We start from the raw sequence: 24,639 nt of genomic DNA on the forward strand, positions 1-24,639 counted from the left end.
CGCTCGCTCGGACCCCTGCCGGCGAGCGTCCCGACGCCCCGCGTGCCCCGGAGGAGGGCGGCGCCACATGGTATTTTGACCGGCATGACGACCCCCGAACCAGGCGTTCCCGCCAGCGACTTCGTCCGCGACACCGTACGCCGCGACAACGAGCAGGGAACCTACGGTGGCCGGGTCCAGACCCGCTTCCCCCCGGAGCCGAACGGCTACCTGCACATCGGCCACGCGAAGGCGATCACCGTCGACTTCGGGGTCGCCGAGGACTTCGGTGGCATCTGCAACCTGCGCTTCGACGACACGAACCCGGAGACCGAGGAGGACGAGTTCGTCCGGTCGATCCTGGCCGACGTCGCCTGGCTCGGCTACACCCCGAACGAGGTGGTCTACGCGTCGGACTACTTCGAGCAGCTCTACCACTGGGCCGAGCACCTGATCAAGCACGGCCTGGCGTACGTCGACGAGCAGGACACCGAGGCGATCTCCGTCCAGCGGGGCGGCTACGGCAACCCGGGCATCGAGAGCCCGTTCCGGGACACCCCGGTGCAGGAGAACCTGGCGAAGTTCCACGGGATGCGCGCGGGGAAGTACGCCGACGGCGCCATGGTGCTGCGGGCCAAGATCGACATGCAGCACGAGAACATGCAGCTGCGCGACCCGATCATGTACCGCATCCGCCGCGGACACCACCACCGCACCGGCGACGCGTGGTGCATCTACCCGACCTATGACTGGGCCCACGGCCAGAGTGATGCGATCGAGCGGGTCACGCACTCGCTGTGCACGCTGGAGTTCGACAGCCACCGGCCGCTGTACGACTGGTTCCTGGAGCACCTGCCGCTGCCCGCCGAGAAGCCGAAGCAGGTGGAGTTCGCCCGCCTCGAGCTGACCCACACCGTCACCTCGAAGCGTCGCCTCGCCACGCTGGTCAACGAGGGTCTCGTCGACGGCTGGGACGACCCCCGTCTGCCCACCCTCAGCGGCCTGCGCCGGCGCGGCTACCCGGCCTCTGCGATCACCGACTTCTGCCGGTACGTCGGGGTGACCCGGACCAACAGCCGGCCCAGCATCGAGCTGCTGGAGTCCTTCGTCCGCAAGCAGTTGAACGCCACGGCACAGCGCCGGATGGCGGTGATCCGCCCGCTCAGGGTCGTGCTCACCAACTGGCCGACCGAGGCCGACGGGACGCCCGTGGTGGAGTACTTCGACGTGGTCAACAATCCCGAGGACGAGGCGGACGGGGTCCGGCAGGTCCCGTTCACCGGTGAGCTGTACATCGAGCAGGAGGACTTCGCCGAGGTCCCGCCGCCGAAGTACTTCCGGCTCTCGCCGGGGCGTGAGGTGCGGCTGCGCGGGGCGTACTTCATCACCGCCACCGACGTGGTGAAGGACGCCGACGGCAGGGTTGTCGAGGTGCACTGCACGTACGATCCGCAGACCCGCGGCGGCAACGCCTCCGACGGACGCAAGGTGAAGTCGACGATGCACTGGGTCTCGGCCGCCCATGCGGTCGATGCGACAGCGGTGCTGTACGACCGGTTGTTCAGCGCCGAGGTTCCCGGCGCCGAGACCGGCGAGCCGCTGGACGACCTCAACCCCGCCTCGCGCGAGGTGCTGGCCGGCTGCAAGGTCGAGGCCGCGCTGGCCGACACCGCACCGGGCCAGGTGGTGCAGTTCGAGCGGATCGGCTACTTCGCGCACGACCCGCGGACGCCGATGCTGTTCCACCGCACCGTCGGGCTCAAGGACGAGTGGGCGGCGATCCAGAAGCGCCAGGGGAAGTAGCAGCCGGGGCAGGCAGGATCCGGGTGCCCTGGTCCGCTCGGGCCACGGCTCGCGGCCGTGCTGCCGCTCGTGTCCGTGGGCTTCACTAGAGTGGGGGGCACCAGTACCCGCCGCTCGAAAGGTGCCCGTATGTCCGCGATCCTGATGGTGCTCACCTCCCACGACCAGCTCGGCGACACCGGCCGGAAGACCGGCTTCTGGCTGGAGGAGTTCGCAGCCCCGTACTACGTCTTCGTCGATGCCGGCCAGCAGGTGACCCTGGCGTCTCCCGCGGGCGGGCAGCCGCCGCTGGACCCGAAGAGTGACGACGAGGGTGCCCAGACCGAGGCGACCCGTCGGTTCAAGGAGGACCCGGCCGCCCAGCAGGCCCTGGCCACCACGCTGCGGCTGGCCGACGTCGACCCCGAGGCATATGACGCGGTGTTCTACCCGGGCGGCCACGGCGTGGTCTGGGACCTGCCAGTGGATGAGGACAACCTGCGCGTGCTGCGCTCCTTCACCACCACCGACCGTCCGCTGGCGGCGGTCTGCCACGCTCCGGCGATCTTCCGCGACGCCGTCGACGCCCAGGGCGAGCCGTTCGTCAAGGGTCGCCGGGTCACCGGCTTCACCAACACCGAGGAGGAGGGCGTCGAACTGACCGAGATCGTCCCCTTCCTGGTCGAGGACGCCCTGCGGGCCAACGGGGCCGAGTACTCCAAGGGGCCGGACTGGGGCGCCCATGTCATCCGCGACGGCAACCTGGTGACCGGGCAGAACCCGGCCTCCTCGGCCGCCGCCGCCGAGCAGTTGCTCGACGTGCTGGCGGGTCGCTGAGACTCAGTTGGCCCCGGTCGGTGGCCACGTCTCGCCACTGGCCGGGGTGCCCGGCTCGTCGAAGTCACCGCGCGTGAGCGGCACCCACTGCTCGGCCTGCGCCGGCTGGCGCGAGGACGGGAAGCCCTTCAGCGATCCGGTGGGCTGCGCGTCCCACTCCTCGAAGGTGAGCGGTGAGGCGAGCCAGCGGGCGAGCAGCGCGTACGTCGCCTCGAGCGAGGACACCTGCGTACGCTCCCAGCCGTGGCTGCCGTCCAGGCCGAACGCCACCAGGGCCGCCCGGGCCATCGCACCGGCCTCGATCGCGGCGGCGACGTCGGAGCGGTAGAAGTGGAAGATGTCCCGGGTGTACGGGATCCGGTCCGCGGCCGCCATCCGGCACAGCCGCCGGGTCAGGTGGTAGTCGAAGGGGCCGTGCAGGTCGGCCATCGGGATGGTCACGCCGTGCTCGATCGAGTGCTGGCCCGGCGCGCAGACCGCGTTGTCGATCGAGACGAGTTCGGCGACCTCGGGCGAGAGGCCGCCGCTGGCGCCGTGACCGACCTCCTCGGTGATGGTCACCATCAGGTCGGTGCGGTGCGGCAGCACCAGCTCGCCGCGGGAGGCAGCCCGGGCCAGCGCAAGAGCGATCGCGACGCCGGCCTTCCCGTCCAGGTGGCGGGAGACGATGAAGCCGGTGTCGGTCAGCTCGGGACTGGCGGCCAGCGCCACCGTGTCGCCGACCTGGATCCCGAGCCGGCGCAGCCCCTCGGCGTCGGAGACCTGGGCATCCACCCGGACCTCGACGTTGTCCCAGTCGCCGGGCTGGGAGTCGATCGCGTCGCCGAAGGCGTGGCCGCTGGCCAGCAGCGTCATGATCGTGCCGGTGAGGAAGTGCTCGGTCCCGTCGCGGAAGATCCTTACCCGGCTGCCCGCCGCGAAACGGGCGGAGAAGGTGCCGATCGGGATCACCTTCAGCCGGCCGTTGTCCTTCAGGTCGGCGACCATGCACCCGATGGTGTCGGCGTGGACGACCAGGGCCCGGTCGGTGGTCGGCGAGGCCCCGGGCAACTGCGCGACCATGGCACCTCGCCGGGTCAGGCTGAACGGCAGTCCGAGGTCGGTGACGATGTCGCCGACGAGCTGCATGACGGCATCGGTGCGCCCGGACGGGCTGGGGGTCTGGAGCAGGGACAACAGCGTGTCCAGCATCCAGTTGCGGTCCTCCTCACCCATCAGCGGCACGGGGGAGCCGGGTACCGATCGGGGGCCGTGGGAGGCAGGGGTGGGGGACAGCGGAGCAGGGTTCAGTGGCACAGGGGGTCCTTGCGGGGAACGGTCGGGCGTGGCGGGGGAGGCGTCGGGTCAGGGCATGCCGACGGCGTCGCCGGGGCCGGTGGTGTCCGGTCCGGGGCGACCAGGTGGGGTCGGCTGCCAGGCCCACGAGGTCGACATCGACCGGGGGAACAGGAAGTCGATGTAGGCCCGGGCGGTGGGCCGCGGCTCGTGGTTCGCCAGTCCCGGCCGCTCGTTCGCCTCGATGAACACGTACTTCTCCCCGTCCACGCGTGGCACCATCAGGTCGATCCCGGTGACCGGGATGTCGAGTGCCGCGGCGGCGGTGACGGCGGCCTGCGCGAGGGTGGGATGCAGCTCGTCGGTGACGTCGTGGATCGTGCCGCCGGTGTGCAGGTTGGCGGTGCGCCGGACCCGTAGGTGCTCCCCGCGGGGCAGCACCTCGTCCAGGTCCCAGCCCTCCTCGCGGACGGTGGCCTCGGTGAGCTCGTCCAGCGGGATCCTGGACTCCCCGCCGGTCGCGGCCTCGCGCCGGCGGCTCTGCGCGATGATCAGCTCGCGGACCGTACGGGTGCCGTTGCCGATCACCTCGGCCGGGTGCCGGACCGCGGCGGCCACCACGGCACCGTCGATCACCACGATGCGTAGGTCGTCGCCGGCACACTGCTCCTCCAGCAGGACCGAGGTGCCGGAACCGCCTGCCCGGGCCAGGGCCTCGTCGAGGTCGGCGTGGCCGGTGACGTTGACGGTGATGCCCTGGCCCTGCTCACCGCTGGCCGGCTTCACCACGACAGCGCCGACCTGGTCCAGGAAGGCGTGGTCGTCCTCGTCGAAGGTGGCCGTCCGTCCCCGGGCGACCTCCACCCCGGCCGCCGAGACGACCTTGCGGGTGATCCGCTTGTCGTCGCACCGGCTCATCGCCACCGCCGAGGTCAGCTCGGACAGCGACTCGCGCATCGCCACCGTGCGGCCGCCGTACTCCAGCCGCAGGTAGCCGCCCTCGGCGTCCAGGACGGTGACGTTGATGCCGCGTCGGATCGCCTCGTCGGCGATGATCCGGGCGTACGGGTTGAGGTGGTCCAGGTCGTCGGGGGCCGCGGTGAACAGGTGCTCGTTGATCGCGTTCTTCCGCTTGATGCCGAGGATCGGGACCTGGACGAAGCCGAGCTTCTCGTACAGCCGGATGGCCGGCAGGTTGTCGTGGATCACCGACAGGTCGACGTAGGCACGGCCCCGCTCCTGGAACAGCTCGAGCAGCGTACGCACCAGCAGCTCGCCGACACCGGGCCGGGGACAGGCCGGGTCGACCGCCAGGCACCACAGGCTGGAACCGCCCTCGGGGTCGTCGAACAGGACGGCGTGGTCGACCCCGGTGACGGTGCCGAGGACCTCACCCGTGGCGTCGTCGACGGCCACCAGGTAGAGCACCGAGGCGGCATGCTCCTCGTTGTGCCACATCAGGGCCACGTCGGCCGGCACCATGTGGTTACGTACGTAGACCCGGTTCATCTCGGCGCACTCGCCGGCGGAATCGGGCGCCCGGACGCTCACGCCGGGGACCTCGCGTGCCGGTGGCCGCCAGCCCGCCAGCTCCACCCGGTAGGTGAAGCTGGGGTCGATGAAGTACTCCTGCGGGTGCTGGGAGACGAAGACGTGCGGGGCGCCCAGGTACAGGCAGATGTCCCGCCGCCCGGACGCCTCGGCGCGCAGCACCTCGCCGAGCGACTCGGGGTCGTCGAAGGTCTGGCCCATCACCAGGCGTCCCCAGCCGAGGTCCTGCACCACGTTGCGCGGTGTCCTCATGCGGCCACCCCCGTGATGCCATGCTTGTCCAGCCATAGCTCGAGCAGCGCGACCTGCCACAACGGATTGCCGCGCAGCGGGGTGAGCCGGCCGTTCGGGTCGGCGAGCAGTGCATCGACCGCCTCGGGTCGGAAGAGCCCTCGCTGCCTGGCGGCAGAGCTACCGAGCGCGTCGCGGACCAGGTCCAGGTAGGGGCCCTGCAGGTGCTTCAGGGCGGGCACGGGGAAGTAGCCCTTGGGCCGGTCGATCACCTCGTGCGGGATCACCCGGCGGGCGGCCTGCTTGAGCACGCCCTTGCCGTCGTGGGCGGTCTTCAGGTGCGGCGGGCAGGTGGCGGCCAGCTCGACCAGCTGGTGGTCGAGGAAGGGCACCCGGCCCTCCAGCCCCCAGGCCATCGTCATGTTGTCGACCCGCTTCACCGGGTCGTCGACGAGCATCACCGTGGTGTCCAGCCGCAGCGCCCGGTCGGTGGCGGTGTCGGCCCCCGGGTGCGCGAAGTGCCTTCGGACGTATTCCTCGGAGACGTCGGAGTCGACGTGCCACTGCGGTTGCAGCAGTGCGCCGACGTCCCGGTGGCCACGGTCGAAGAACGCTCGACGGTAGCTGGCGAGGGCCGCCTCGACGTCGTCGTCGGCGGCCTGCGCCATCGGCGGGTACCAGTGGTAGCCGGCGAAGACCTCGTCGGCGCCCTGGCCGGACTGGACCACCTTGACGTGCTTGCTGACCTCCTCCGACAACAGGTAGAACGCCACCGCGTCATGGCTGATCATCGGCTCGCTCATCGCCCCGATCGCGCCCTCGAGCGCCGGCAGCATCCGTGCGGTGTCGATCCGGATCTGGTGGTGGTCGGTGCCGTAGTGCCGGGCGACCAGGTCGGAGTACTGGAACTCGTCGCCGCGCTCGCCGCCGAAGGCCTCGAAGCCGATCGAGAAGGTCTTCAGGCCGTGCTGGCCGGCCTCGGCGAGCAGGCCGACGATCAGGCTGGAGTCCAGCCCACCCGAGAGCAGGGCCCCGACCGGGACGTCGGCCACCAGCCGTCGCTCCACCGCGGTGCGCAGCGCGGCGATGGTCGCATCCTCCCAGTCCCGGTCGCTCCAGCCCGCGCGCTCCGCGCTGCGGGTGAAGACCGGTTCCCAGTAGGTCCGCTCGGTCGTCGTACCGTCCGCCTCGATCCGCATCAGCGTGCCGGGGGAGAGCTTGCGGACCCCGCGCAGGATGGTGTGCGGGGCCGGCACCACGGAGTGGAAGGTCAGGTAGTGGTGCAGTGCCTCGGGGTCGATCCGGGTGTCGACGCCGCCGGCCGCGACCAGGGCGGGCAGGGCGGAGGCGAAGCGTACGGCGTCGCTGGTCCGCGACCAGTAGAGCGGCTTGATGCCGAGCCGATCCCGGCCCAGCAGAACCCGGCCGGAGTCACGCTCGGCGATCGCGAAGGCGAACATCCCTTGCAGGTGCTCCACGACGTCCTCGCCCCACTCGACGTAGCCGCGCAGCAGCACCTCGGTGTCGGAGTGGGAGGTGAACCGGTGCCCCTTGGCCTGCAGCTGTTCGCGCAGCTCGGGGTAGTTGTAGATACAGCCGTTGAAGGCGATGGACAGGCCGGAGGCCGGGTCGGTCATCGGCTGCCCACCTGCCGCCGACAGGTCGATGATGGCCAGCCGGCGGTGGCCGAGACCGAGGTGGCCCTGAGCCCAGACCCCTGAGCCGTCGGGGCCCCGGGGCACCATCGCATCGTTCATGGCGGCGATGGCCACGACGTCGGCGTTGCGCCCGAAGGCGATTTCTCCAGCGATACCACACATAGGGTGCTTCCGTCTCGGGGGACGCCGACCCGGCTGCCGACCACCGGGCCGACGAGCTCCCGCGTGACGCCGTGGGGTGTCCGAGGCGCCGAGCCGACGCGGGTTGTGGTCCCCACCATACGTGAGCGTCCGGGGCAGCCCGAAAGATCGGCCTCCTACGGCCTGTCGGGGTCGAATGGGGAAGCGTAAGTTGGTCAGGAGGTTCCTCCGGCGGAGCAGCCGCCGAAGCTCTCGCAAAGGAGCGGGAAATGAAGGCACTCGTCTACCACGGCCCCGACGCAAAGGCGTGGGAGGAGGTCCCGGACCCGACGATCCAGGACCCCACCGACTGCATCGTCAGGGTCGAGGCCACGACCATCTGTGGCACCGACCTGCATATCCTGAAGGGCGACGTCCCGGCCGTCACCGACGGACGGGTCCTGGGCCACGAGGCCGTCGGCACCGTCACCGAGATCGGCCCCGCCGTCACCAACTTCGCCGTCGGGGACCGGGTGATCGTCTCCTGCATCACCAGCTGCGGCACCTGCAGCTACTGCCGCAAGGGCCTGCCGAGCCACTGCCAGACCGTTGGCGGCATCGGCTGGATCCTCGGCCACCTGATCAACGGGACCCAGGCCGAGTACGTCAGGATACCCTTCGCCAACACGAGCCTCTACCACCTGCCCGAGGGCGTCAGTGCGGAGCAGGGCCTGTTCATCTCCGACATCCTGCCCACCGGCTACGAGATCGGCGTCCGGGACGGTGGCGTCCATCCCGGCGACGTGGTCGCGGTGGTCGGTGCGGGGCCGGTCGGACTGGCCGCGATCATGACAGCCGGGCTGCACGGCGCCTCCCGGATCGTCGCCATCGACCTCGACGACAGCCGGCTGGCCGCGGCCGCGCGAGACTTCGGTGCTACCCACACGGTGAACTCGGGAGACGCCGACTGGGCCGACCAGGTGATGGCGCTCACCGACGGGCTGGGCGTCGACGTCGCGATCGAAGCGGTCGGTGTTCCGGCCACGTTCGCCGCGGCACTCAAGGTCGTCCGCCCCGGCGGCCAGGTGGCGAACATCGGTGTGCACGGCGAGGCCGTCGAACTGCCGATCAACGAGAAGTGGATCGACAACATCCGGATCTCGATGGGCCTGGTGAACGCCGTCACCGGCGAGATGCTGCTGCGCATGGTCGCGGAGGGGAAGCTGCCGGCGGGCAAGCTGGGAACGCACCACTTCACACTGGACGAGATCGACAAGGCGTACGACGTCTTCGGCCACGCGGCCGAGCACCAGGCCCTCAAGGTGGTGATGACGGCGGCGTCCTGACCGGATCGGGGCCCACGATGATCCGGCCCTGACTCCGGGTACCCGAAGGGGTCGGCAGGCGCCGGACCGGCTCGGAGCCGGTCCGGCCCGGTCCGCCCGGGCCCGATCAGCGCACGATCGTGCGCAGCTCGGCCCGCAGGCGGCGGAAGTGGTCGATCGGGTGGGCCTCGCCGCCCTCGAGCTCCAGTTCGCCCCAGTGCCGCCAGGTCGCCCGCCACACGGCCACCGCCACCTCGGCGACCAGCAGGACCGCGAGCCGGTCGGCCCCCTCGAAGCTGGCGGCCAACCGGTCGCGGAGCCGTTCGGTGAGCACCTCCTCCTGTGTCGCCGCGAGGGCGCGCAGGTCGGGCTCGCGCGCCAGCAATCGCGTCACGCGACGGTACTCGACCATCTCGGGGTCGTTCTCCTGGCCGACGGCTGCCTGCAGGAGGCCCTCGATGTCCTCCAGGACCGAGGAGAGTTCGGCGCTGCCCAGCTCCAGGGTGTCGATCGCCTCGAGGAGGCGTCGCTGGCCGGGGAGGGCCGCCTGTTCCTTGCTGGTGAAGTAGCGGAAGAACGTCCGCGACGAGATGCCGACCCGCTCGGCTATCTGTTGCACCGTCGTCTCGCGCACGCCCTGGGACTCGAAGAGCTCCAGGGCGGCCTGGTGGATGGCGTCGGAAGTCTCCGTACGTCGGCGGCTGCGCAGGTCGTCGGCGGGTTGGGCGGTCACCATCACTTGGTAGCACCTCTTCCGGCTGTTGGGGGGACGGTCCGCCAACTCCCGGAGAGGGGCGGCGTTCCATTCTCGCTTTGTGTCACAAAGTGACATTGTGGCAGAGTGTGACATCGCACGGCATTCTTGTGGTGCGTCTGACAGATGAAGAGGAAAGGTGACCTATGGACGATCAGTCCCGGATCCCCGATGAAACGGCCAATGGCGGCCCCACCCACAACCGTCCCTTGCAGAGCCGCGCCCAGAAGGTCATCGAGGACATCGTCTTCGAGCAGCCGGCCTCGGTCTCCGAGTTGACCGAGCACGAGGTCGAGCAGATCGAACCGGAGCACATCACCGGCCGTGTCACCGCCACCATCAGCGTCCTCGTCCTGGCCGCCCTCGTGGCCATGCTGAACGAGACAGCCCTCAGCGTCGCCCTGCCCGCAGTGATGGCCGACCTCAACGTCGTCGCCTCGACCGCCCAGTGGCTGACCACCGGCTTCATGCTCGTGATGGCCATCGTCATCCCGACCACGGGCTTCCTGCTCCAGCGCTTCACCACCCGCGCGCTCTTCGGTGCCGCCATCGTGGTGTTCCTCGCGGGCACCGTGCTCGCAGCCTTCGCCCCCTCCTTCGGCTGGCTGCTGATCGCCCGCTTCCTGCAGGCCGGCGGTACTGCCGTCATCCTGCCGCAGCTGATGGCCACCACCCTGACGGCCGTCCCGGTCAAGCACCGTGGCACCGTCATGGGCCTGAACTCCGTCGTCATCTCCGCCGCCCCGGCGCTCGGCCCGACGATGTCCGGCTTCGTCGTCGATGCCCTCGGCTGGCGCTGGCTGTTCGGGATCATGGCGCCGATCGCGCTGGTCCTGCTCATCGCCGGCCTGGTCATCCTGCGCACCGATGGTGACACCCGCAAGGCTCCGTTCGACGTCCCCTCGGTGATCCTGGCCGCTCTCGGCTTCGGTGGCCTGGTCTACGGCCTGTCCTCCATCGGTGCGGTCCTGAACGGCGCCTGGGTGCCGCTGGTCGTCCTCGTCATCGGCCTGGCCGCCCTCGTGGTGTTCGTTAACCGCCAGCTCCAGCTCCAGCGCCGGACCGGCGCGGCCCTGCTGGACCTTGCCCCCTTCAGCGTCCCGACCTTCCGTTGGTCGGTCATCATCGTGGTCATCGCCATGGCCACCATGCTCGGCACCGTGATGGTGCTGCCGATCCACCTGCAGCTCGGCATGGGCGTCAGCACCATGCTGACCGGTCTGCTGCTCCTGCCCGGTGGCCTGATCCAGGGCGTCATCTCGCCCGCCGCGGGCAAGCTGTATGACGTCTTCGGCCCCCGACCGCTGGTCATCCCCGGCGTGGTCCTGCTTGCCGTGGGCCAGTTCTGGATGAGCACCATCGGCACCCAGACCCCGCTGTGGTACGTCGTCTCTGCCCATGTCCTGTTCTGTATCGGCATGGCAGCTGTCATGACCCCGCTGATGACCGTCAGCCTGAGCTCGCTGCCCCGGCACCTGTACGGACACGGCTCCGCGATCATGAATACCCTCCAGCAGCTGGCCGGTGCGGCCGGCACCGCGATCCTGATCGCAGCCATGTCGCTCGGCGCAGCTCGGGCCGCCACCGGTGGGGCAGAGGCAGCTACTGCCCAGGCCACCGGCACCCAGCTCGCCTTCATCGTCGGCGGCATCATCGCCCTGGTTGCGGTGGCCGTCTCGCCGCTGGTCAAGCGCCTCCCCGTTGCCCCGTCGGCCGCCCCTGCCGAGGCGTCCGCGGCCGAGGACCAGACCGAGTCGGTCAGCGTCAACGCCTGACACACGCGTTCGCCACTCGGGCCGCAGCGGGACTCTCCCGCTGCGGCCCGAGTCCATCCCCGCTCAACGGGACGGCCAATTCGGGGTGAGCCGAATCTGACGCCCCAGCCAGTGGCCCTCCCTCGCCCCGCTCGAAGAACGACGCAGGGACGGGGATCGTCACGGTTCTCGCTCCAGGGTGGCGAGTCGAGGTATCAGATTCGGCTCACCGCACGGGGGTCCGGCCCGATTGTCCGCTTCCGCCTGATGCACGAGTGCCGCCCGCCCCGATGGGCGGACGGCACTCGTCGGTTCCGGGCGGGGCCGGGGGGATCAGCGCTTGGCGTTCTCCACGTTCGCGTTGCTCGGGTCACCGAACGGGCCGGTGATGGCCAGGGTGTAGCCCGGGCCCTGGATGTTCACGAACAGCGTGCTGCCGGCCTGGTTGAAGGCGGGGCCGCAGAACTCGGAGTCGCCGGACGTGTTGAGGGCCAGCGGGTAGGCCTTGCCCTCCTTGGTCACGCCGACCAGGTGCGACTTGCCGTCGCCGTCCTCGGCCAGGATCAGGCCGCCGTCGGGGGAGACGGTGATGTTGTCCGGGCCGTCGAAGTTGTTGCCCTCGGCGTCCGGGTCGGTGTTGACCGCGAAGATGGTCTTCAGGGTGACGGTCTGCGACTTCGGGTCGTAAAACCAGACCTGGCCGTCGTGTTCCTTGGCCGAGCCGTCGCTCGTGCGGGCGAAGCTGGCGACGAAGTAGGTGCCGCCGTCGGCCCACCACATGCCCTCGAGCTTGCGCGAGCGGGTGATCTCGCCATCGGCGAACTGCTTGCGGATGGAGGTGACCTTGGCGTCGCGATCGGGGACGTCGATCCACTGGACCTTGTAACGGGTGCCCGGCTGGGTCGCCTCGGACAGGTCGCCGACGAAGGTGGAGCCGGCGAAGCATTTCATCGCCTCGAGGACTCCGGCGGTGTCACCGCCCTCGGACTTGGCCAGGTTGACCAGGGCCTCCTTGCCACCCTTGAAGCCCTTGGGGGCGGTCCAGCGGAAGAAGAGGCCGTTCGGGTTGCCGGCGTCCTCGGTGCCGTAGACGGTCCAGTCGCTCGGGTCGATGGCGACGGCCTCGTGCGCGTAGCGGCCGAGGAACTTCAGCGGGACGTTCGACTTGCCGTAGTTGGCGGCCTGGGAGGTCGGGTCGACCTCGAAGACGTAGCCGTGGTCCTTCTGCAGGCCGCCGGCCTTCGCCTTGGCCTCGGTCTCCTCGCAGGTGAGCCAGGTACCCCACGGGGACACGCCGCCGGCGCAGTTGTTGTGCGTGCCGGCGACCGAGACGTACTGCTGGGTGTTGTTGTTGGCGGCATCGACGACGATCGTCGTGGTACCGCCGATGCTCATGGCGTCGTAGACCAGGCGCTCGTCGACATGGGGGACAGGGAACTTCTCGCTGCCGCTGTTCTCATGGTTGGTGACCAGGACCGAGCCACCGTTGGACCCCGGGAAGACACCCATGGCGTCGGGATCGGACGGGTGCACCAGGCCACCAGCTGTCTCGCCGGCCTTGGCGATCACCTTGTAGTCAAAGCCCTCGGGCAGGGCCAGGACGGCGCCTGGCTTGTGGACGAGCTTGCCGTAGCCCAGTGACGGACGGGTGTCGGCGGCCGCTGTGCGGACGAACGGTGCGAGGCTGCCGGCGCCGGCCAGGGCGAAGCCCAGGCTGACGGCCGAGCCGCCGAGGAAGCCACGGCGCGAGACGTTGGAAGTCATTCTTCTCCTTCGGGACTGCTCAGGGGATAGGTAAACCTCACCTACCTTGTCCCGCTCCCGTCAACTCAGGGAGCCCTCAGGATGACCACGAGGTGAACGACTCCCGACCGTTGGGTGACGCAGGGCATTGAGGGCCCCCGGGAGGTCCTCGCCAGGAATCACTCCGCGTCGTACACGCCCCTGAGTAGCCGGGGGACCGGGACGTCTCCCTCGGGCCGGGACGCCAGGGCCCGTGCCCACGAGACCAGGGCGGACACGTCGATGCCATAGGGCTCCTCGGCCGCGTACGGCTCGAGGGCATCGGCGCCCCGGGTCGTCACCGCGACCGCGCCGTGCGTGTTGCCGCGCCGCTGGTGGGTGAGCCCGACGGCGAGCTGCGCGAGTCCTTGCCAGAGCCCGCGATGCGCGGGATCCGACGCCTTCCACTGGTCCTCGAACACCTCGTGGGCGTGGAAGGGCATTTCGCGATCCAGGTAGTCCTGCGCGGCGTCGAGGGCCTCGGCGGCGGTCCGGGACCGGTACTCGACCTTCTCGATCCCACTGGTTCCGCGGGGCAGCGGACGTCCGAGGCCGTCCCGAGGACGAGCGTTCTCGGGACGGCCCTCGGCATTGCGGTCACGGGTGGTCATGTCCCCAGTGTGCCGCGACGTCCGCGGCTGTGGCGGGTCGCCAGCCCGGGCCCCGGCGCAGTCGGTCTCGTCTGCCGTGTCAGTCGCGCGGCAGGGCGGAGGCGATCACACCGGTCAGCACGCCGATGCCCACGGTCAGGGCCGACACGCCGTAGGCCAGGACGGAGGTGAAGAGGGAGGCCCGCAGGAAGTTGGCCTGCATCACCATCTCGCGGGTGCCGGCGATCTCGCCCGCACGCTCGGTGTCACCGGCGGCGTTCGCCTCCATCCACTCCTCGCTGATCTCGGCGAAGGTGCGGCCACCGCCCATGTTCAGCGCGTGCTTCTCGATCACCGCTGCCTGGGCGAAGGCGGTGATCGGGTCGGCGACGGGTCGGCCCTTGAACTTCTCGGAGTCCGGGTGGACCTCGATCTTCTGGGCCTTGAGCTGCTGGGTGATGACGACCCAGGCCGCGCCACCGGCGGTGACAAGGAGGGGACTGGCCAGACGCAGCAGGACACGAGCAGTACTCATGGGGGGTTCCTCTTCCGTAGGGGGATGTTCAGCCGTCAGCCTATGCCGAGAACATCTGGCCGCTCAGTACGCGACCACCCGGGCGAGGATCCGGCGGGTCGCTGGACCGGATGCCGGCCGGGTCCCTCGGCACCGCCTCGATGCCGCCTCGGTGGCACCGAGGTCAGGCGTCGCTGGTGCGCGCGGCGAGACGGCGTACGGACAGTCCCTGGAGGATCATCGAGGCGGCCAGGCAGGCGCCGACCCCCTCACCTGCCCGCATCCGCAGTGCCAGTAACGGCTCCAGGCCCAGCTCGTCGAGTACGACCCGATGGGCCCGCTCCCTACTGACCTGTCCCGCGACGAGGTAGGCCTGCACCGCCGGTTCGATCCTGGCCGCGCACAGCCCCGGCAGGGAACCGGCCAGGCCGTCCAGGACCACCGGGGAGCCGGCCTCGACCGCACCCAGCACCACGCCGGTCAGGACGGCGATCTCCCCACCGCCCAGGACCGCCAACAGCTCGGAAACGCCGTTGTGGCCGCTGACCGACTCGGTCGGCGCCTCTGCGGGTGTCCCGGCCCGCCAGCGCGCCAGGGCCGCCTCGACGACCCGCTGCTTGCGGGCCAGCATCGCGGCATCGGCGCCCGAGCCCAGCCCGACCGCCTGTCCGGGCTCCAGACCGGTCAGGGCACAGGTCAGGGCCGCGGCCACCGTGGTGTTGCCGATCCCGACCTCGCCGATCGCCACCAGCCCATGGCGGGCCACCTCCCGCCCGATCTCCCGACCGGCCTCCAGCATCCGGTCCACATCGGCGCGGCCGAGGGCGTCGGAACCGGCGAGGTCACCTCGCGGGCCTGACGGGAGCACGTGGCGGACGCCGGGGACCGGGCCCCCGTCGATCCCGGCATCGATGACCAGGTGCGCGAGACCGGCCGAGGTCGCGGCGGCCACGCCGACCGAGCGGCCGGCCGCGGCTGCCTCCACCACGTCGCGTCCCGCGCTGGACGGGAAGGCACTGACGCCGTACGCAGCCACCGGATGGTCCGCGCCCGCCAGCACGAGGATGCCGCTGTCGAGGGCGGCACCGCCGATCGCGGTGATCCGGTTCAGGACCCGGTCCAGGAGGCCGAGGGACTCGGGTGGTGACAGCAGCTCGTCGCTGCCGTCGGTCGCCTCGACCATCCGGTCGGCCGCCGGTGCGGTGACCTTCAGGTGGGAAGCGGGACGTGCGGGTTGGTCGGCGTGGGGCCAGTGGTCGTGCAGCAGGACGTCTTCCACGGGGAGGCGCCGGGACCAGGCGGCCCGCTCCAGGCCGGGGGAGGGCGGGCGCTCGTCCGGCCAGCCCAGGCAGAGCCAGCCCAGTGTCTCGACCCCCTCGGGCAGGCCCAGCAGCCCGGCCAGTTCGGCGGGTTCGAAGAGGGTCACCCAGCCCATGCCGAGCCCGAGGGCTCGCGAGGTGAGCCACATGTTCTCGATCGCCGCCGCGCACGACCACATGTCGGCGTCAGGAAAGGTGGCCCGGCCGAGTACCCCGTCGGCAGGGACCCGCCGGTCACACGCCACGACGATGCCCAACGGGGCCTCGCGCAGTCCCTCCAGCTTGAGGTCCAGCAGGCGTGCGGCCCGGTCCTCGGTCATCCCGGCGGCCTGCCGGACCCGTCCGCGGTCGGCCATGGCGGCCGCCCGGTCGCGGATGCCCGGATCGCCGACGACGATGAACCGCCAGGGTTGCGAATGCCCCACGGAGGGACCGTGGTGGCCGGCCGTCACCACCCGCTCCACCAACGCGGCCGGCACCGGGTCGGGACGGTAGCGGCGGATGTCGCGGCGCGCGTCGATGATCCGGGTCAATGCATCGACGTCCGCCTCCGGGAACCCCCAGCCGGCCGGGTCGTCGCGGCGCGTCCGGGCCGAGGTGGTGTCGCCGACGGTCGGCACCGGCCGCGGCCACGTCATCGGTGCGCCCGGTCGCTCTCGTGTGTCATCGCTCATGGTCCGCTTCCTCCTGGTGCCCGATGCCTGGTCATGCACGCCAGGAGTCCGCCCCTTGGCGGGTGGCAGGGAAGGCTCGACGTGACGCCGTTGTCACGCCGAGCGGTGGACGGCATTCAGGTGGCCGGGAACTCTCGTACCCGCGTGCGATCTGCCGTCGGGGCCAAGTTACGACATGTCTGCGGGGCGCTCGTGGTGGGGGTCGGAACCGGGGCACACGGGCCGGGGCCGTCAGCTGTCGGCCGACGGACGGGAACGGCCGCGCTTGACCTCGGAGCGCCGATGCTTGGTCTCGAGTCGGCGGCGCCGCGAACCTCGCGTGGGGCGGGTCGGCCGCCGTGGCGGTGGTGGTGGTCCCAGTGACGTACGGAGGAGAGCGGCCATCCGTTCCCGAGCGGCGCGGCGGTTGCGCAGCTGGGAGCGGAACTCGGCGGCCTCCACGGTGAGGATGGTGTCGGCCAGCCTCCCGGCGAGCTGTTCGGCCAGTCGCTCCCGCTGTGCGGTGGTCAGCATGTCCAGGGCGGCGAGGTCGAGGCTGAGCTGCACCCGCGAATCGGAGGTGTTGACACCCTGGCCACCGGGGCCGGAGGCGTGCGTGAAGCGCTCCCGCAGCAGGTCGCCGGGGATGACGAGGCCTTCGGGCAGGCCGGGTCCGGGCGCGACGAGGAGGTCTTCCACCCGTCCAGTGTCGTCCCTCTCGGCGCACCTACGCTGGTGGTGGGAGTGAGGAGGTCCCGGGGATGGCGACGGTGTGCTTCGTGGGACTGGACGAGCTGGGGCTCGCCCAGCTCGCCGAGGGGATGGCGCGCGCCCGTGCCGAGGGCGACTTCACCACCGACAGTGCCAACCGGCAGCCGTACGACGAGGTCGCCCCGCAGGTGTGCCGGGAGATGGCGGCCACGCGCCGTCCGGTGGAGCTGGCCCGACCGCGGCTCCTGCAGCCCGACGAGTTCGCCCGGCACCAACAGGTCATCGTGCTGGGGTTCCGCAATCCCCAGGGGTTCGTCGCGCTGCCCGCCGGGATCCGGCCGTCGGCCGAGGTGTGGGCGATCGACCCGGCCGGCCCGGACGAGGACCAGGCGCACTGGCTGCACGGCGTGCGTCGCGGGCTGGAACGGCGCCTGGCCCGACTGGTGTACGACCTGAAGTCCCCGGACCGGGAGTGCTGCCACAGCGGCTGCGTGAACTGCGTGCTGGACCGCTGACCCTGCTGCATGCCCCACAGCCTGGCCGGGTGGCACGGCCCGGGGAATACTCCCGGGTCGGCGATGCGCTACAACGACTGACCGTCCGACCACAGAGGAGCGCAGATGAGCCGCATCATCCAGAGGTTTTCCATCGCCGAGGGTCCCTGGCCGGGCGTGGACCCGTTCCTCTTCACCGCCCACCACCTGGATGCCTTCCCTGCCGCCGATGGCGACAGCATGCGCCCTTCGTCGGGGCGGGAGGGTCGCCAGGAGGGGATGGACTTCTCCGGCAAGGACGGCTGGAGCATGTACCACGGCGAGACGGTCCCGGGGTTCCCGCAGCATCCGCACCGCGGCTTCGAGACCATCACGGTGGTCGAGGAGGGACTGGTCGACCACACCGACTCCGAGGGTGCCGTGGCCCGCTACGGCGCCGGCGACACCCAGTGGCTGACCGCCGGCCGCGGGGTGGCGCATGCCGAGATGTTCCCGCTGGTCCACGACGACGCACCCAACCCGCTGCACCTGTTCCAGATCTGGATCAACCTGGCGCCCGAGGACAAGCAGGCCGACCCGCACTTCGCCATGTTCTGGGCCGAGGACACCCCGGTGGTCGAGGTGCAGGACGTCGCGGGACGTACGTCCCGGGTGAAGGTCGTCGCCGGAGTGTACGGGGAGGCCCGCCCGCTCACCCCGCCGCCGCACTCCTGGGCGGCACGGCCCGAGGCCGGGGTGGCGGTCTGGCATGCGACGCTGGAGCCGGGGGCGACCCTGACGCTGCCGGCGGCCACCGTCGCGCAGGTCGTCCGGACCATCTACGCCTACGACGGTGAGCTCACGGTCGATGGCCAGACGCTGGTCGCCGAGGGTGCGGTGGTGGAGGCGGACAGCCCGCTGCCGGTGACCGCCGGGGGCGACGGCGCCCGGCTGCTGGTCCTGCAGGGGCGTCCGATCGGGGCGCCGGTGGTCCAGCAGGGACCGTTCGTGGCGAACTCGCGGGACGAGCTGGTGCAGGCGTTCACCGACTACCGGGCCGGGGAGTTCGGCCGGTGGACCCTGCCGGTCGACGACCCGGTGCAGCCCCGGGAGGCCGGCCGCTTCGCCCGCTATCCGGACGGGACCGTCCTGACGCCCGCTGGGCCCACGTCCAGCTGAGCTCAGGCCCCGCGGGGCGCGTACATGATCACTGCGACCCCTGCCAGGCAGAGCAGGGCGCCGGCCACGTCGAACCTGTCGGGCCGGAAGCCATCGATGGCCATTCCCCACAGCAGCGAACCGGCGACGAACACCCCGCCGTACGCCGCCAGGATCCGGCCGAAGTTGGCTTCCGGCTGCAAGGTCGCGACGAACCCGTAGAGCCCGAGGGCGATCACGCCAGCCCCGATCCAGGCCCAGCCGCGGTGCTCTCGCACCCCCTGCCAGACCAGCCAGGCGCCGCCGATCTCGGCGAGTGCCGCCGCGACGAACAGGACCAGGGACCGTACGACATCCATCCCCGGACCCTAGCCCGCCCGGGCCACCAGCAGGGCACCGCCCAGCGCCAGTACGTTCACCAGCACCGTGCCGCACAGGCCCAGCAGCACCGATCGGCCGCTCGCCCGGGCCAGGGCCGCCCGGCTCACGCCCAGGCCGAGGGCGAACATCGCCATCGACAGCAGCAGGGTCTGGGCGGTACCCGCCAGGGCGAGGGCGGGGGCGGGCAGGGTCACCGAGCTGCGCAGCAGCACCGCCAGGACGAACCCGACCACGAACGGCTGGACCAGCGGCGGCCGGCGCCCGCTGGTGCCCGTCAGGCGGCGCTGCTGGATGCCGAGGACCACGGTGACCGGGGCGAGCAGGACGACGCGGGCGAGCTTGACCACCACGGCTGTGGCCAGCAGTGTCCCACCCCCGGCGATGCCGCCGATCGCGACGACCTGCGCCACCTCGTGCGTACCGCCACCGGCCCAGATCGCGACGACCTGCGGCGGCAGACCCGCCACCCGGGCGACCAGGGGGACGATCGGGATCATCGCGGTGCCGAAGAGCACCACCAGGGCCACCGCGGTCGCGACGTACTCCTTGCGCGGGCGGATCACGCCCTCGACGGCCGCGACGGCGGCGGCGCCGCAGATCGAGCAGCCGCTGGCCACCAGGAGGGCGCCCTCCCGCGGCAACCCGAGCGCCCGCCCGATGCCGTAGGTACCGAGCAGGCCGACGGTGACGATCACCGTCACCAGGGCGAGCACGGCCCAGCCCAGGCCGGCGATCGCCTGCAGGCTGATCCCCAGGCCCAGCAGGACGATCCCCGCCCGCAGCAGGTGGCGGGCGGCGAGGCCGACCCCCGGCTGCCAGGCCTCGACCGGGCGACGGGCATTGGCGACCAGCACGCCCAGCAGGATCGCCACCAGCAGGGGACTGGCCGCCGGGACGAAGTGGCGGACCACCAGCCCGACCAGGGCGGCGGCGAGGCAGGCGACCAGTCCTGGTAGCAGGGCCCGGCCGGTCGAAGGGCGAGGACCGGAGACGGCAGGGTCCGACACCTGCTCCACGCGGGGGAGAGGCGCCATCGGGGTCTGCAGCTGGTTCGTCACGCCACCAGTCTTCGGCCGGGCGGACATGGTCGGTAGTCCCCGGATCGGCAGCAGCCCCTATCATTCGGATATGACTCAGTGTCCGAGCCTGGAGGTCCTCGGCCTCCTGGTCGCCGTTGCCGAGCACGGCAGCCTCGGGGCGGGAGCGCGTGCGGTCGGGATGGCCGAACCCAATGCGAGCCGCGCGGTCCGGCGGCTGGAGCGTGAGCTCGGGTTGGTGCTGTTCCGGCGTACGCCGCGGGGGAGCCAGCCCACCGACGCCGGGCAGTTGCTGGTCGCCTGGGCACGGCCCCTGCTGGCCCAGGCGGATGCCCTGGCGCTCGGGCTGCGGTCGCTGGAGTCGGCCGCGGCCGGTGAGCTCGACGTGGCCGCGTCGATGACCATCGCCGAGCACCTGGTGCCCGGCTGGTTGGCGCGGCTGCGTCGCCAGCACCCGAACGACAGGGTGCACCTGAGGATCGAGAACTCGGCCGAGGTGGCGCGACTGGTGCATGACGGCGAGGTGGACCTGGGCTTCGTCGAGGTCGACGTCCCGACCCCCGGCCTGCGCCACCACGTGGTCACCCACGACCGGTTGCACCTGGTGGTCGCGCCGGGCCACCCCTGGCAGGAGCGTACGGCGGTGGCGCCCGACGAGCTGGCCCGGACCCCGCTGGTCACCCGCGAGGTCGGCTCGGGGACGCGGGCCGTGCTGGAACACGCCCTGGCGCCCCGGATCCTGGCCCCGGCGGCGCTCGTCCTCAACAGCAACGCCGGGGTGCGGGCGAGCGTACGGGCCGGGGTAGCCCCGGCCGTGCTGAGCGAACTGGTCGTCGAGGACCTGGTCCGTGCCGGCCACCTGGTGGTCGTCCCGATCGAGGGCCTGGACCTGGTCCGCCCCCTGCACGCCGTGTGGCGGACGGGCCAGCCGCCCCGCGGGATCGCCGCCCAGCTCGTCGCGGTCGCCGAGGGCGCTGTCACCGAGAGTGGGACCGGCTCTTGACCACACCACCGCGATGATTAATACACTGCAGCCGGAGTTAAGCGACGAGAGGACCTCCATGACCGTCGAGCAAGCCACCGATCCGGCCCTGGCCGCCGCGGCCCTGGACCAGGCCGGCGACGCCATCATCGCCATCGACCACGCCGGCACCATCACGCTGTGGAACCAGAAGTGCACCGAGCTCTTCGGCTTCACGGCCGAGCAGGCCATCGGGGAGCCCGTCGAGATCATCATCCCGGAGAACCTGCGGACCGCCCACGAGCACGGCTTCGGTGCCGCCATGGAGTCGGGCCACCTCGCCTCGGACGGTCGGGCCCGCCGGACCAAGGGCATCACGGCCGACGGCGGTAAGGTCTACGTGACCATGACCTTCGCCGTGATCAACGATGCCGAGGGTACGGCCATCGGTGCCGTCGCTGTGGCGCGGGAGTACGTCAAGGAGTCCTGATGGGCGTCCCTGCCCACGCCGGCGTGCCCGAGGGGGCCCTCCCGCATCGTCGACCGGCGCCCTTTCCCTCCCCAGGAGCATCCGTGAGCGAGACGATGGCAGGGGTTGTCCGAGGGTGCCTTCGTGCCGTGGCCGTCGTCCTCCTCGGCGGCCTGGCCGCGGGCGTGGTCGGTGGCGGGATGGTCCTCCTGCTGCACGTCGTGCAGGCCCTGGCGTACGGCGCCCACGGCCCGCACCTGATCGACGAGATCATCGGGGCCTCCCCGCTGCGCCGGGTGCTGGCCCCGACGATCGGCGGGGTGCTGGCCGGGCTGGGCTGGTGGGGGCTACGGCGCCGCGGCCCGATGGTGACGCTGGAGAAGGCCATCGGATCCGCCCCAGACCAGACCGCCCCACCAGGAGGTGGGGCTCCCGGCCCACGCAGCAGCCTTCGCGTCCTGCCGATCACCCTCGACGCGATGCTGCAGATCCTGGTGGTCGGTTCCGGCGCCTCGATCGGTCGCGAGGGTGCGCCGCGGCAGACCGCCGCCGTGCTCGCCGACCTGGTCCGGCGCCGCCTCGGCGTTGACGAGCCCTTCGGCCGGATCGTGCTCGCCGCTGCGGCCGGAGCAGGCCTGGCCGCGGTCTACAACGTCCCGACGGCGGGGGCACTGTTCGCCCTGGAGGTGCTGCTGCGCACCCGGGCGCCGAGAGCGGTGGCCACCGCGGTGGCGATGTCCGCGATCGCGACCGTGACCGCTTGGCCGGTCGTCGGCCGGGAGGCGGTCTACGCGTTCGCCCCGGCGGCCTCGCCCGACCTCGCCACCCTGGCCTGGCTGCTGGTCGCGATGCCACTGGCCGCGCTGCTGGGACACGGTTTCGACACCCTGCGCGACGGGGCCACACGCCGGCGCCCCTCACCCGGGTGGCGGTTGCCCGTGATGATCGGCTCGGCCGGCACCGTCGTCGGCGCCCTGTCCATCCTGCTGCCGGAGCTGCCGGGCAACGGCAAGGACATCATGCAGGTGGCCTTCGCCGGCCAGGGTGGACTGCTGTTCTTGGCGGTCATGGTCGTGCTCAAGCCCCTCGCCACGACGCTCTATATCCGGGCCGGGGCCGTCGGTGGCCTGCTGACACCGGCTCTGGCGACGGGGGCCGCCCTCGGCGCAGCGGCGTCACTGCTCGTCCAACCCTCTGCCGGACCGGCCGACGTCGCTCTGTGGGCCCTGGTCGGAGCCGCCGGGGTCCTCGCGGTGACCCAGCGCGCGCCGTTCTTCGCTGCGGCGATGGCCTGGGAACTGACCCGCCCGCCGCTCTGGACGGTGCCGGTGCTGGTGGCCGTAGCCTACGGTGCGGTCATCCTGGACCGGACGGCGCGCCAGCGGGTGCTCAGCGGTGGCCGGCGCGTCCTCCGACGCTGAGCAACCTGCGGCCTGGCCGTACGATCAGGCGGGGGAGTCCGCGAGCCAGGACTCGGCGGCACGGGCGGCGTCCAGGCCACCGGCGGCGTACGCCTCCCAGTCCCGGCCTGCTCCGGCCCGCCGGTCGACCTCCGCTTGCCACTCGCCAACCAGCCCCGCGACGATCGTCCGCAGGTCGGCGCTCCCCGCGGAACGCAGCCGGCGGCCCAACCTCCCGAGAGCGGCAGCACGACCCTCGTGGTACTTGTACGCGGGGAAGGGGCGTCCATCGCGACCCATCGCACAGGTCGACGTGTTCCCGCCCAGCGAGGTCATCGCCGCGGCCGCGGCTGCCCGCTCCTGTCGGATCCGGTCGACCAGGCCGTGGGCGTCGGGGGAGCTGTCGGACATGCCATGAAATATACCCACCTGGGTATGTGGGCGGGCGGGTGCTGCCGGGCGTCCGGGTCACCGGCCCGTGGGGGAGGCAGCTCGAGTTGACCGGCCGGCCGTCCTGGGCACGGACGGGTGCCCTTGCCGGATCCAGCAGGGGCACCCGTCCACGAGGCAGACTCGACGTGGATCAGCCGACGGTGAGCTCCTTGTCCGTGACCGCGCCGAGGGCGGCACCGATCGGGCAGTTCTCCTTGGCCCACTTCGCGGCCGCGCCGAACTCGGCGTCCGACATGCCGGGGACGTCCCCCTTCACGTTGATGGCGATCTTCTCGATCCCCACGCCGACGTTGAAGGTCACCGTCACCGACGTGTCGATGCTGTTCGGCGGGAAGTCGTTGCCGGCGAGCTTGTTGGCCAGCGCCATCGTGAAGCAGGTGGCGTACGAGGCGGCCAGCAGTTCCTCGGGATTGGTGGCGTCGGCGCCCGCTTCGGCGCGCTTGGCCCATGAGACGTCGAAGGAAGCGATGCCCGAGGTGGTCAGCGCAGTGGTGCCGCTGCCGGACATGAGGTCGCCGTCCCAATGGGTGGTGGACGTGGAACTGGTGAGATTTCCCATCTGATGTCCTCCTGTGCGTTGGCTTGCTGTGCGTTACCCCCAGCCTCACGAGTACGGCCGGATGCGTCAAGGGCCGGGCGGTCCCGAACCGGTCCGGGCCGGGGCTCCGACACGCCCGGCGGTCGTTCGGGCACACTGGGGGCAGGTGCCCGCGGCCGAGCGCTCGCGCCACCTGACCCGAGCTGTACCGAAGGCTCGTTCCACCGCATGCCCTCACCGACCCGCTCGTACCGCCGAGCCGGCGGCCGACCCGGAGGTCCCCATGGCCCAGATCCTTCTCTTCCACCACGCCTATGGCCTGACCGACGGGATCCTGGCGCTCGCCGAGCGGTTCCGTGCCGCCGGCCACACGGTGCACACCCCCGACCTGTTCGAGGGTCGGCGCTTCTCCAGCGACGACGAGGCCTTCCCGTACGTGGAGGCCCTGGGCGGGGGGATCGTGATGGAACGTGGTGACGACGCGGCGGCGGCCCTGCCCTTCGACCTGGTCTACATCGGTGTCTCGCTGGGCGTGATGCCGGCCCAGCGGCTGGCCCAGACCCGCCCTGGCGCCCGGGCCGCGATCCTGCTGGAGGCCTGCGTGCCGCGCACCGTGTTCGCCGACGAATGGCCCGCCGGGGTGGCCGTCCAGGTGCACGGCCACGACAAGGACCCGTTCTTCGCCGGTGAGGGCGACCTGGAGTCCGCCCGGGAGCTCGTCTCCTCGGTCGAGGACGCCGACCTGTTCCTGTACCCGGGGGACCGCCACCGGTTCACCGATTCCAGCCTCGACTCCTACGACGAGCAGGCCACCGACCTGGTCGTGCAGCGGGCCCTGGGGCTACTCGCCAGGCTCGGCTGAGGCCGCTGCGCCGCCACGCACGCAGACGTGACCGATCCGTCATGCCGACGAAACAGGGACGGCCCTAGAATC

At 71.4% G+C, this 24,639-nt stretch carries 23 protein-coding genes; 10 read left to right on the forward strand and 13 right to left on the reverse strand.

All coding sequences use genetic code 11. The annotated features are described in order from the left end of the window. The first annotated feature begins 84 nt into the window (after positions 1-84). Both GA0111570_RS07315 and GA0111570_RS07320 read left to right on the forward strand, forming a co-directional pair. On the forward strand, positions 85-1,782 hold the full coding sequence (locus tag GA0111570_RS07315) for a glutamine--tRNA ligase/YqeY domain fusion protein (protein WP_092608612.1): 1,698 nt from the start codon (positions 85-87) through the stop codon (positions 1,780-1,782). 129 nt (positions 1,783-1,911) lie between these two features. Continuing rightward, a complete protein-coding gene (locus GA0111570_RS07320; RefSeq protein WP_092608615.1) occupies positions 1,912-2,598 on the forward strand; it encodes a type 1 glutamine amidotransferase domain-containing protein in 687 nt (228 codons plus the stop codon). Between the two features lie 3 nt (positions 2,599-2,601). Here GA0111570_RS07320 and GA0111570_RS07325 read toward each other — a convergent pair whose 3' ends face one another. The 3 genes from GA0111570_RS07325 to GA0111570_RS07335 are packed head-to-tail and all read right to left on the reverse strand — an operon-like array spanning position 2,602 to position 7,475. Then, on the reverse strand, positions 2,602-3,894 hold the full coding sequence (locus GA0111570_RS07325) for an osmoprotectant NAGGN system M42 family peptidase (protein ID WP_217634068.1): 1,293 nt from the start codon (positions 3,892-3,894) through the stop codon (positions 2,602-2,604). A 48-nt stretch (positions 3,895-3,942) separates the two neighbouring features. Continuing rightward, positions 3,943-5,676: an N-acetylglutaminylglutamine synthetase gene (ngg, locus tag GA0111570_RS07330; protein ID WP_217634069.1), complete on the reverse strand. Its 1,734-nt coding sequence runs from the start codon at positions 5,674-5,676 to the stop codon at positions 3,943-3,945. Beyond that, a complete protein-coding gene (locus GA0111570_RS07335; RefSeq protein WP_092608621.1) occupies positions 5,673-7,475 on the reverse strand; it encodes an N-acetylglutaminylglutamine amidotransferase in 1,803 nt (600 codons plus the stop codon). Before GA0111570_RS07335 ends, ngg begins: the two co-directional genes overlap by 4 nt. A gap of 248 nt (positions 7,476-7,723) precedes the next feature. Between GA0111570_RS07335 and GA0111570_RS07340 the strand changes: the two genes are divergently transcribed. Further along, the gene (locus GA0111570_RS07340) at positions 7,724-8,779 is read left to right on the forward strand and encodes a zinc-dependent alcohol dehydrogenase family protein (RefSeq protein ID WP_092608624.1); all 1,056 of its coding nucleotides are present in this window, start codon (positions 7,724-7,726) and stop codon (positions 8,777-8,779) included. 106 nt (positions 8,780-8,885) lie between these two features. Here GA0111570_RS07340 and GA0111570_RS07345 read toward each other — a convergent pair whose 3' ends face one another. Then, entirely contained in the window at positions 8,886-9,491 is a 606-nt protein-coding gene (locus GA0111570_RS07345; protein WP_175557377.1) for a TetR family transcriptional regulator, read from the reverse strand. A gap of 167 nt (positions 9,492-9,658) precedes the next feature. Between GA0111570_RS07345 and GA0111570_RS07350 the strand changes: the two genes are divergently transcribed. Continuing rightward, positions 9,659-11,287, forward strand: coding sequence for an MDR family MFS transporter (locus GA0111570_RS07350; protein WP_092608630.1), 1,629 nt, complete (start codon positions 9,659-9,661; stop codon positions 11,285-11,287). Between the two features lie 312 nt (positions 11,288-11,599). On the opposite strand, the gene GA0111570_RS07355 is transcribed toward GA0111570_RS07350, so the two are convergent. From GA0111570_RS07355 to arfB, 5 genes are all read right to left on the reverse strand, one after another. After that, complete coding sequence (locus tag GA0111570_RS07355; protein WP_092608633.1) at positions 11,600-13,030, reverse strand: alkaline phosphatase PhoX; 1,431 nt, start codon at positions 13,028-13,030, stop codon at positions 11,600-11,602. A gap of 158 nt (positions 13,031-13,188) precedes the next feature. After that, on the reverse strand, positions 13,189-13,659 hold the full coding sequence (locus GA0111570_RS07360; protein ID WP_092608636.1) for a DUF309 domain-containing protein: 471 nt from the start codon (positions 13,657-13,659) through the stop codon (positions 13,189-13,191). A gap of 79 nt (positions 13,660-13,738) precedes the next feature. Then, positions 13,739-14,173 carry a hypothetical protein gene (locus tag GA0111570_RS07365; RefSeq protein ID WP_092608639.1) on the reverse strand — a complete coding sequence of 145 codons (435 nt, stop codon included), beginning with the start codon at positions 14,171-14,173 and terminating at the stop codon, positions 13,739-13,741. Between the two features lie 163 nt (positions 14,174-14,336). After that, positions 14,337-16,145 carry a 5,6-dimethylbenzimidazole synthase gene (gene bluB, locus GA0111570_RS07370; protein ID WP_245703061.1) on the reverse strand — a complete coding sequence of 603 codons (1,809 nt, stop codon included), beginning with the start codon at positions 16,143-16,145 and terminating at the stop codon, positions 14,337-14,339. Positions 16,146-16,376: 231 nt separating this feature from the next. Continuing rightward, positions 16,377-16,823 (reverse strand): alternative ribosome rescue aminoacyl-tRNA hydrolase ArfB, encoded by a 447-nt coding sequence (gene arfB, locus GA0111570_RS07375; protein WP_092608645.1) that lies wholly within the window; start codon positions 16,821-16,823, stop codon positions 16,377-16,379. Between the two features lie 62 nt (positions 16,824-16,885). Between arfB and GA0111570_RS07380 the strand changes: the two genes are divergently transcribed. Both GA0111570_RS07380 and GA0111570_RS07385 read left to right on the forward strand, forming a co-directional pair. Continuing rightward, the gene (locus GA0111570_RS07380; RefSeq protein WP_092608648.1) at positions 16,886-17,350 is read left to right on the forward strand and encodes an oxidoreductase-like domain-containing protein; all 465 of its coding nucleotides are present in this window, start codon (positions 16,886-16,888) and stop codon (positions 17,348-17,350) included. Positions 17,351-17,455: 105 nt separating this feature from the next. Continuing rightward, positions 17,456-18,487: a pirin family protein gene (locus GA0111570_RS07385; RefSeq protein WP_092608651.1), complete on the forward strand. Its 1,032-nt coding sequence runs from the start codon at positions 17,456-17,458 to the stop codon at positions 18,485-18,487. Positions 18,488-18,489: 2 nt separating this feature from the next. On the opposite strand, the gene GA0111570_RS07390 is transcribed toward GA0111570_RS07385, so the two are convergent. Then, positions 18,490-18,825, reverse strand: a complete 336-nt coding sequence (locus GA0111570_RS07390; protein WP_092608653.1) for a YnfA family protein — start codon at positions 18,823-18,825, stop codon at positions 18,490-18,492. 9 nt (positions 18,826-18,834) lie between these two features. Next, positions 18,835-19,905, reverse strand: a complete 1,071-nt coding sequence (locus GA0111570_RS07395; protein ID WP_245703062.1) for a YeiH family protein — start codon at positions 19,903-19,905, stop codon at positions 18,835-18,837. A gap of 70 nt (positions 19,906-19,975) precedes the next feature. Between GA0111570_RS07395 and GA0111570_RS07400 the strand changes: the two genes are divergently transcribed. The 3 genes from GA0111570_RS07400 to GA0111570_RS07410 all read left to right on the forward strand — a co-directional run bounded on the left by GA0111570_RS07400 (position 19,976) and on the right by GA0111570_RS07410 (position 22,735). Next, positions 19,976-20,887 carry a LysR family transcriptional regulator gene (locus GA0111570_RS07400; RefSeq protein ID WP_092608656.1) on the forward strand — a complete coding sequence of 304 codons (912 nt, stop codon included), beginning with the start codon at positions 19,976-19,978 and terminating at the stop codon, positions 20,885-20,887. A gap of 58 nt (positions 20,888-20,945) precedes the next feature. Then, on the forward strand, positions 20,946-21,335 hold the full coding sequence (locus GA0111570_RS07405) for a PAS domain-containing protein (RefSeq protein WP_217634070.1): 390 nt from the start codon (positions 20,946-20,948) through the stop codon (positions 21,333-21,335). A 128-nt stretch (positions 21,336-21,463) separates the two neighbouring features. Next, the gene (locus GA0111570_RS07410) at positions 21,464-22,735 is read left to right on the forward strand and encodes a chloride channel protein (protein ID WP_175557378.1); all 1,272 of its coding nucleotides are present in this window, start codon (positions 21,464-21,466) and stop codon (positions 22,733-22,735) included. Between the two features lie 24 nt (positions 22,736-22,759). On the opposite strand, the gene GA0111570_RS07415 is transcribed toward GA0111570_RS07410, so the two are convergent. Together GA0111570_RS07415 and GA0111570_RS07420 are read right to left on the reverse strand one after the other, a co-directional pair. Then, positions 22,760-23,125: a hypothetical protein gene (locus tag GA0111570_RS07415; RefSeq protein ID WP_092608662.1), complete on the reverse strand. Its 366-nt coding sequence runs from the start codon at positions 23,123-23,125 to the stop codon at positions 22,760-22,762. A gap of 172 nt (positions 23,126-23,297) precedes the next feature. Next, entirely contained in the window at positions 23,298-23,726 is a 429-nt protein-coding gene (locus GA0111570_RS07420) for an OsmC family peroxiredoxin (RefSeq protein ID WP_092608665.1), read from the reverse strand. 61 nt (positions 23,727-23,787) lie between these two features. Between GA0111570_RS07420 and GA0111570_RS07425 the strand changes: the two genes are divergently transcribed. Further along, the gene (locus GA0111570_RS07425) at positions 23,788-24,567 is read left to right on the forward strand and encodes a dienelactone hydrolase family protein (RefSeq protein WP_092608668.1); all 780 of its coding nucleotides are present in this window, start codon (positions 23,788-23,790) and stop codon (positions 24,565-24,567) included. Positions 24,568-24,639 lie beyond the last annotated feature (72 nt).

Origin of the sequence: Raineyella antarctica (assembly GCF_900092135.1) — a bacterium.
Lineage (GTDB): Bacteria > Actinomycetota > Actinomycetes > Propionibacteriales > Propionibacteriaceae > Raineyella > Raineyella antarctica.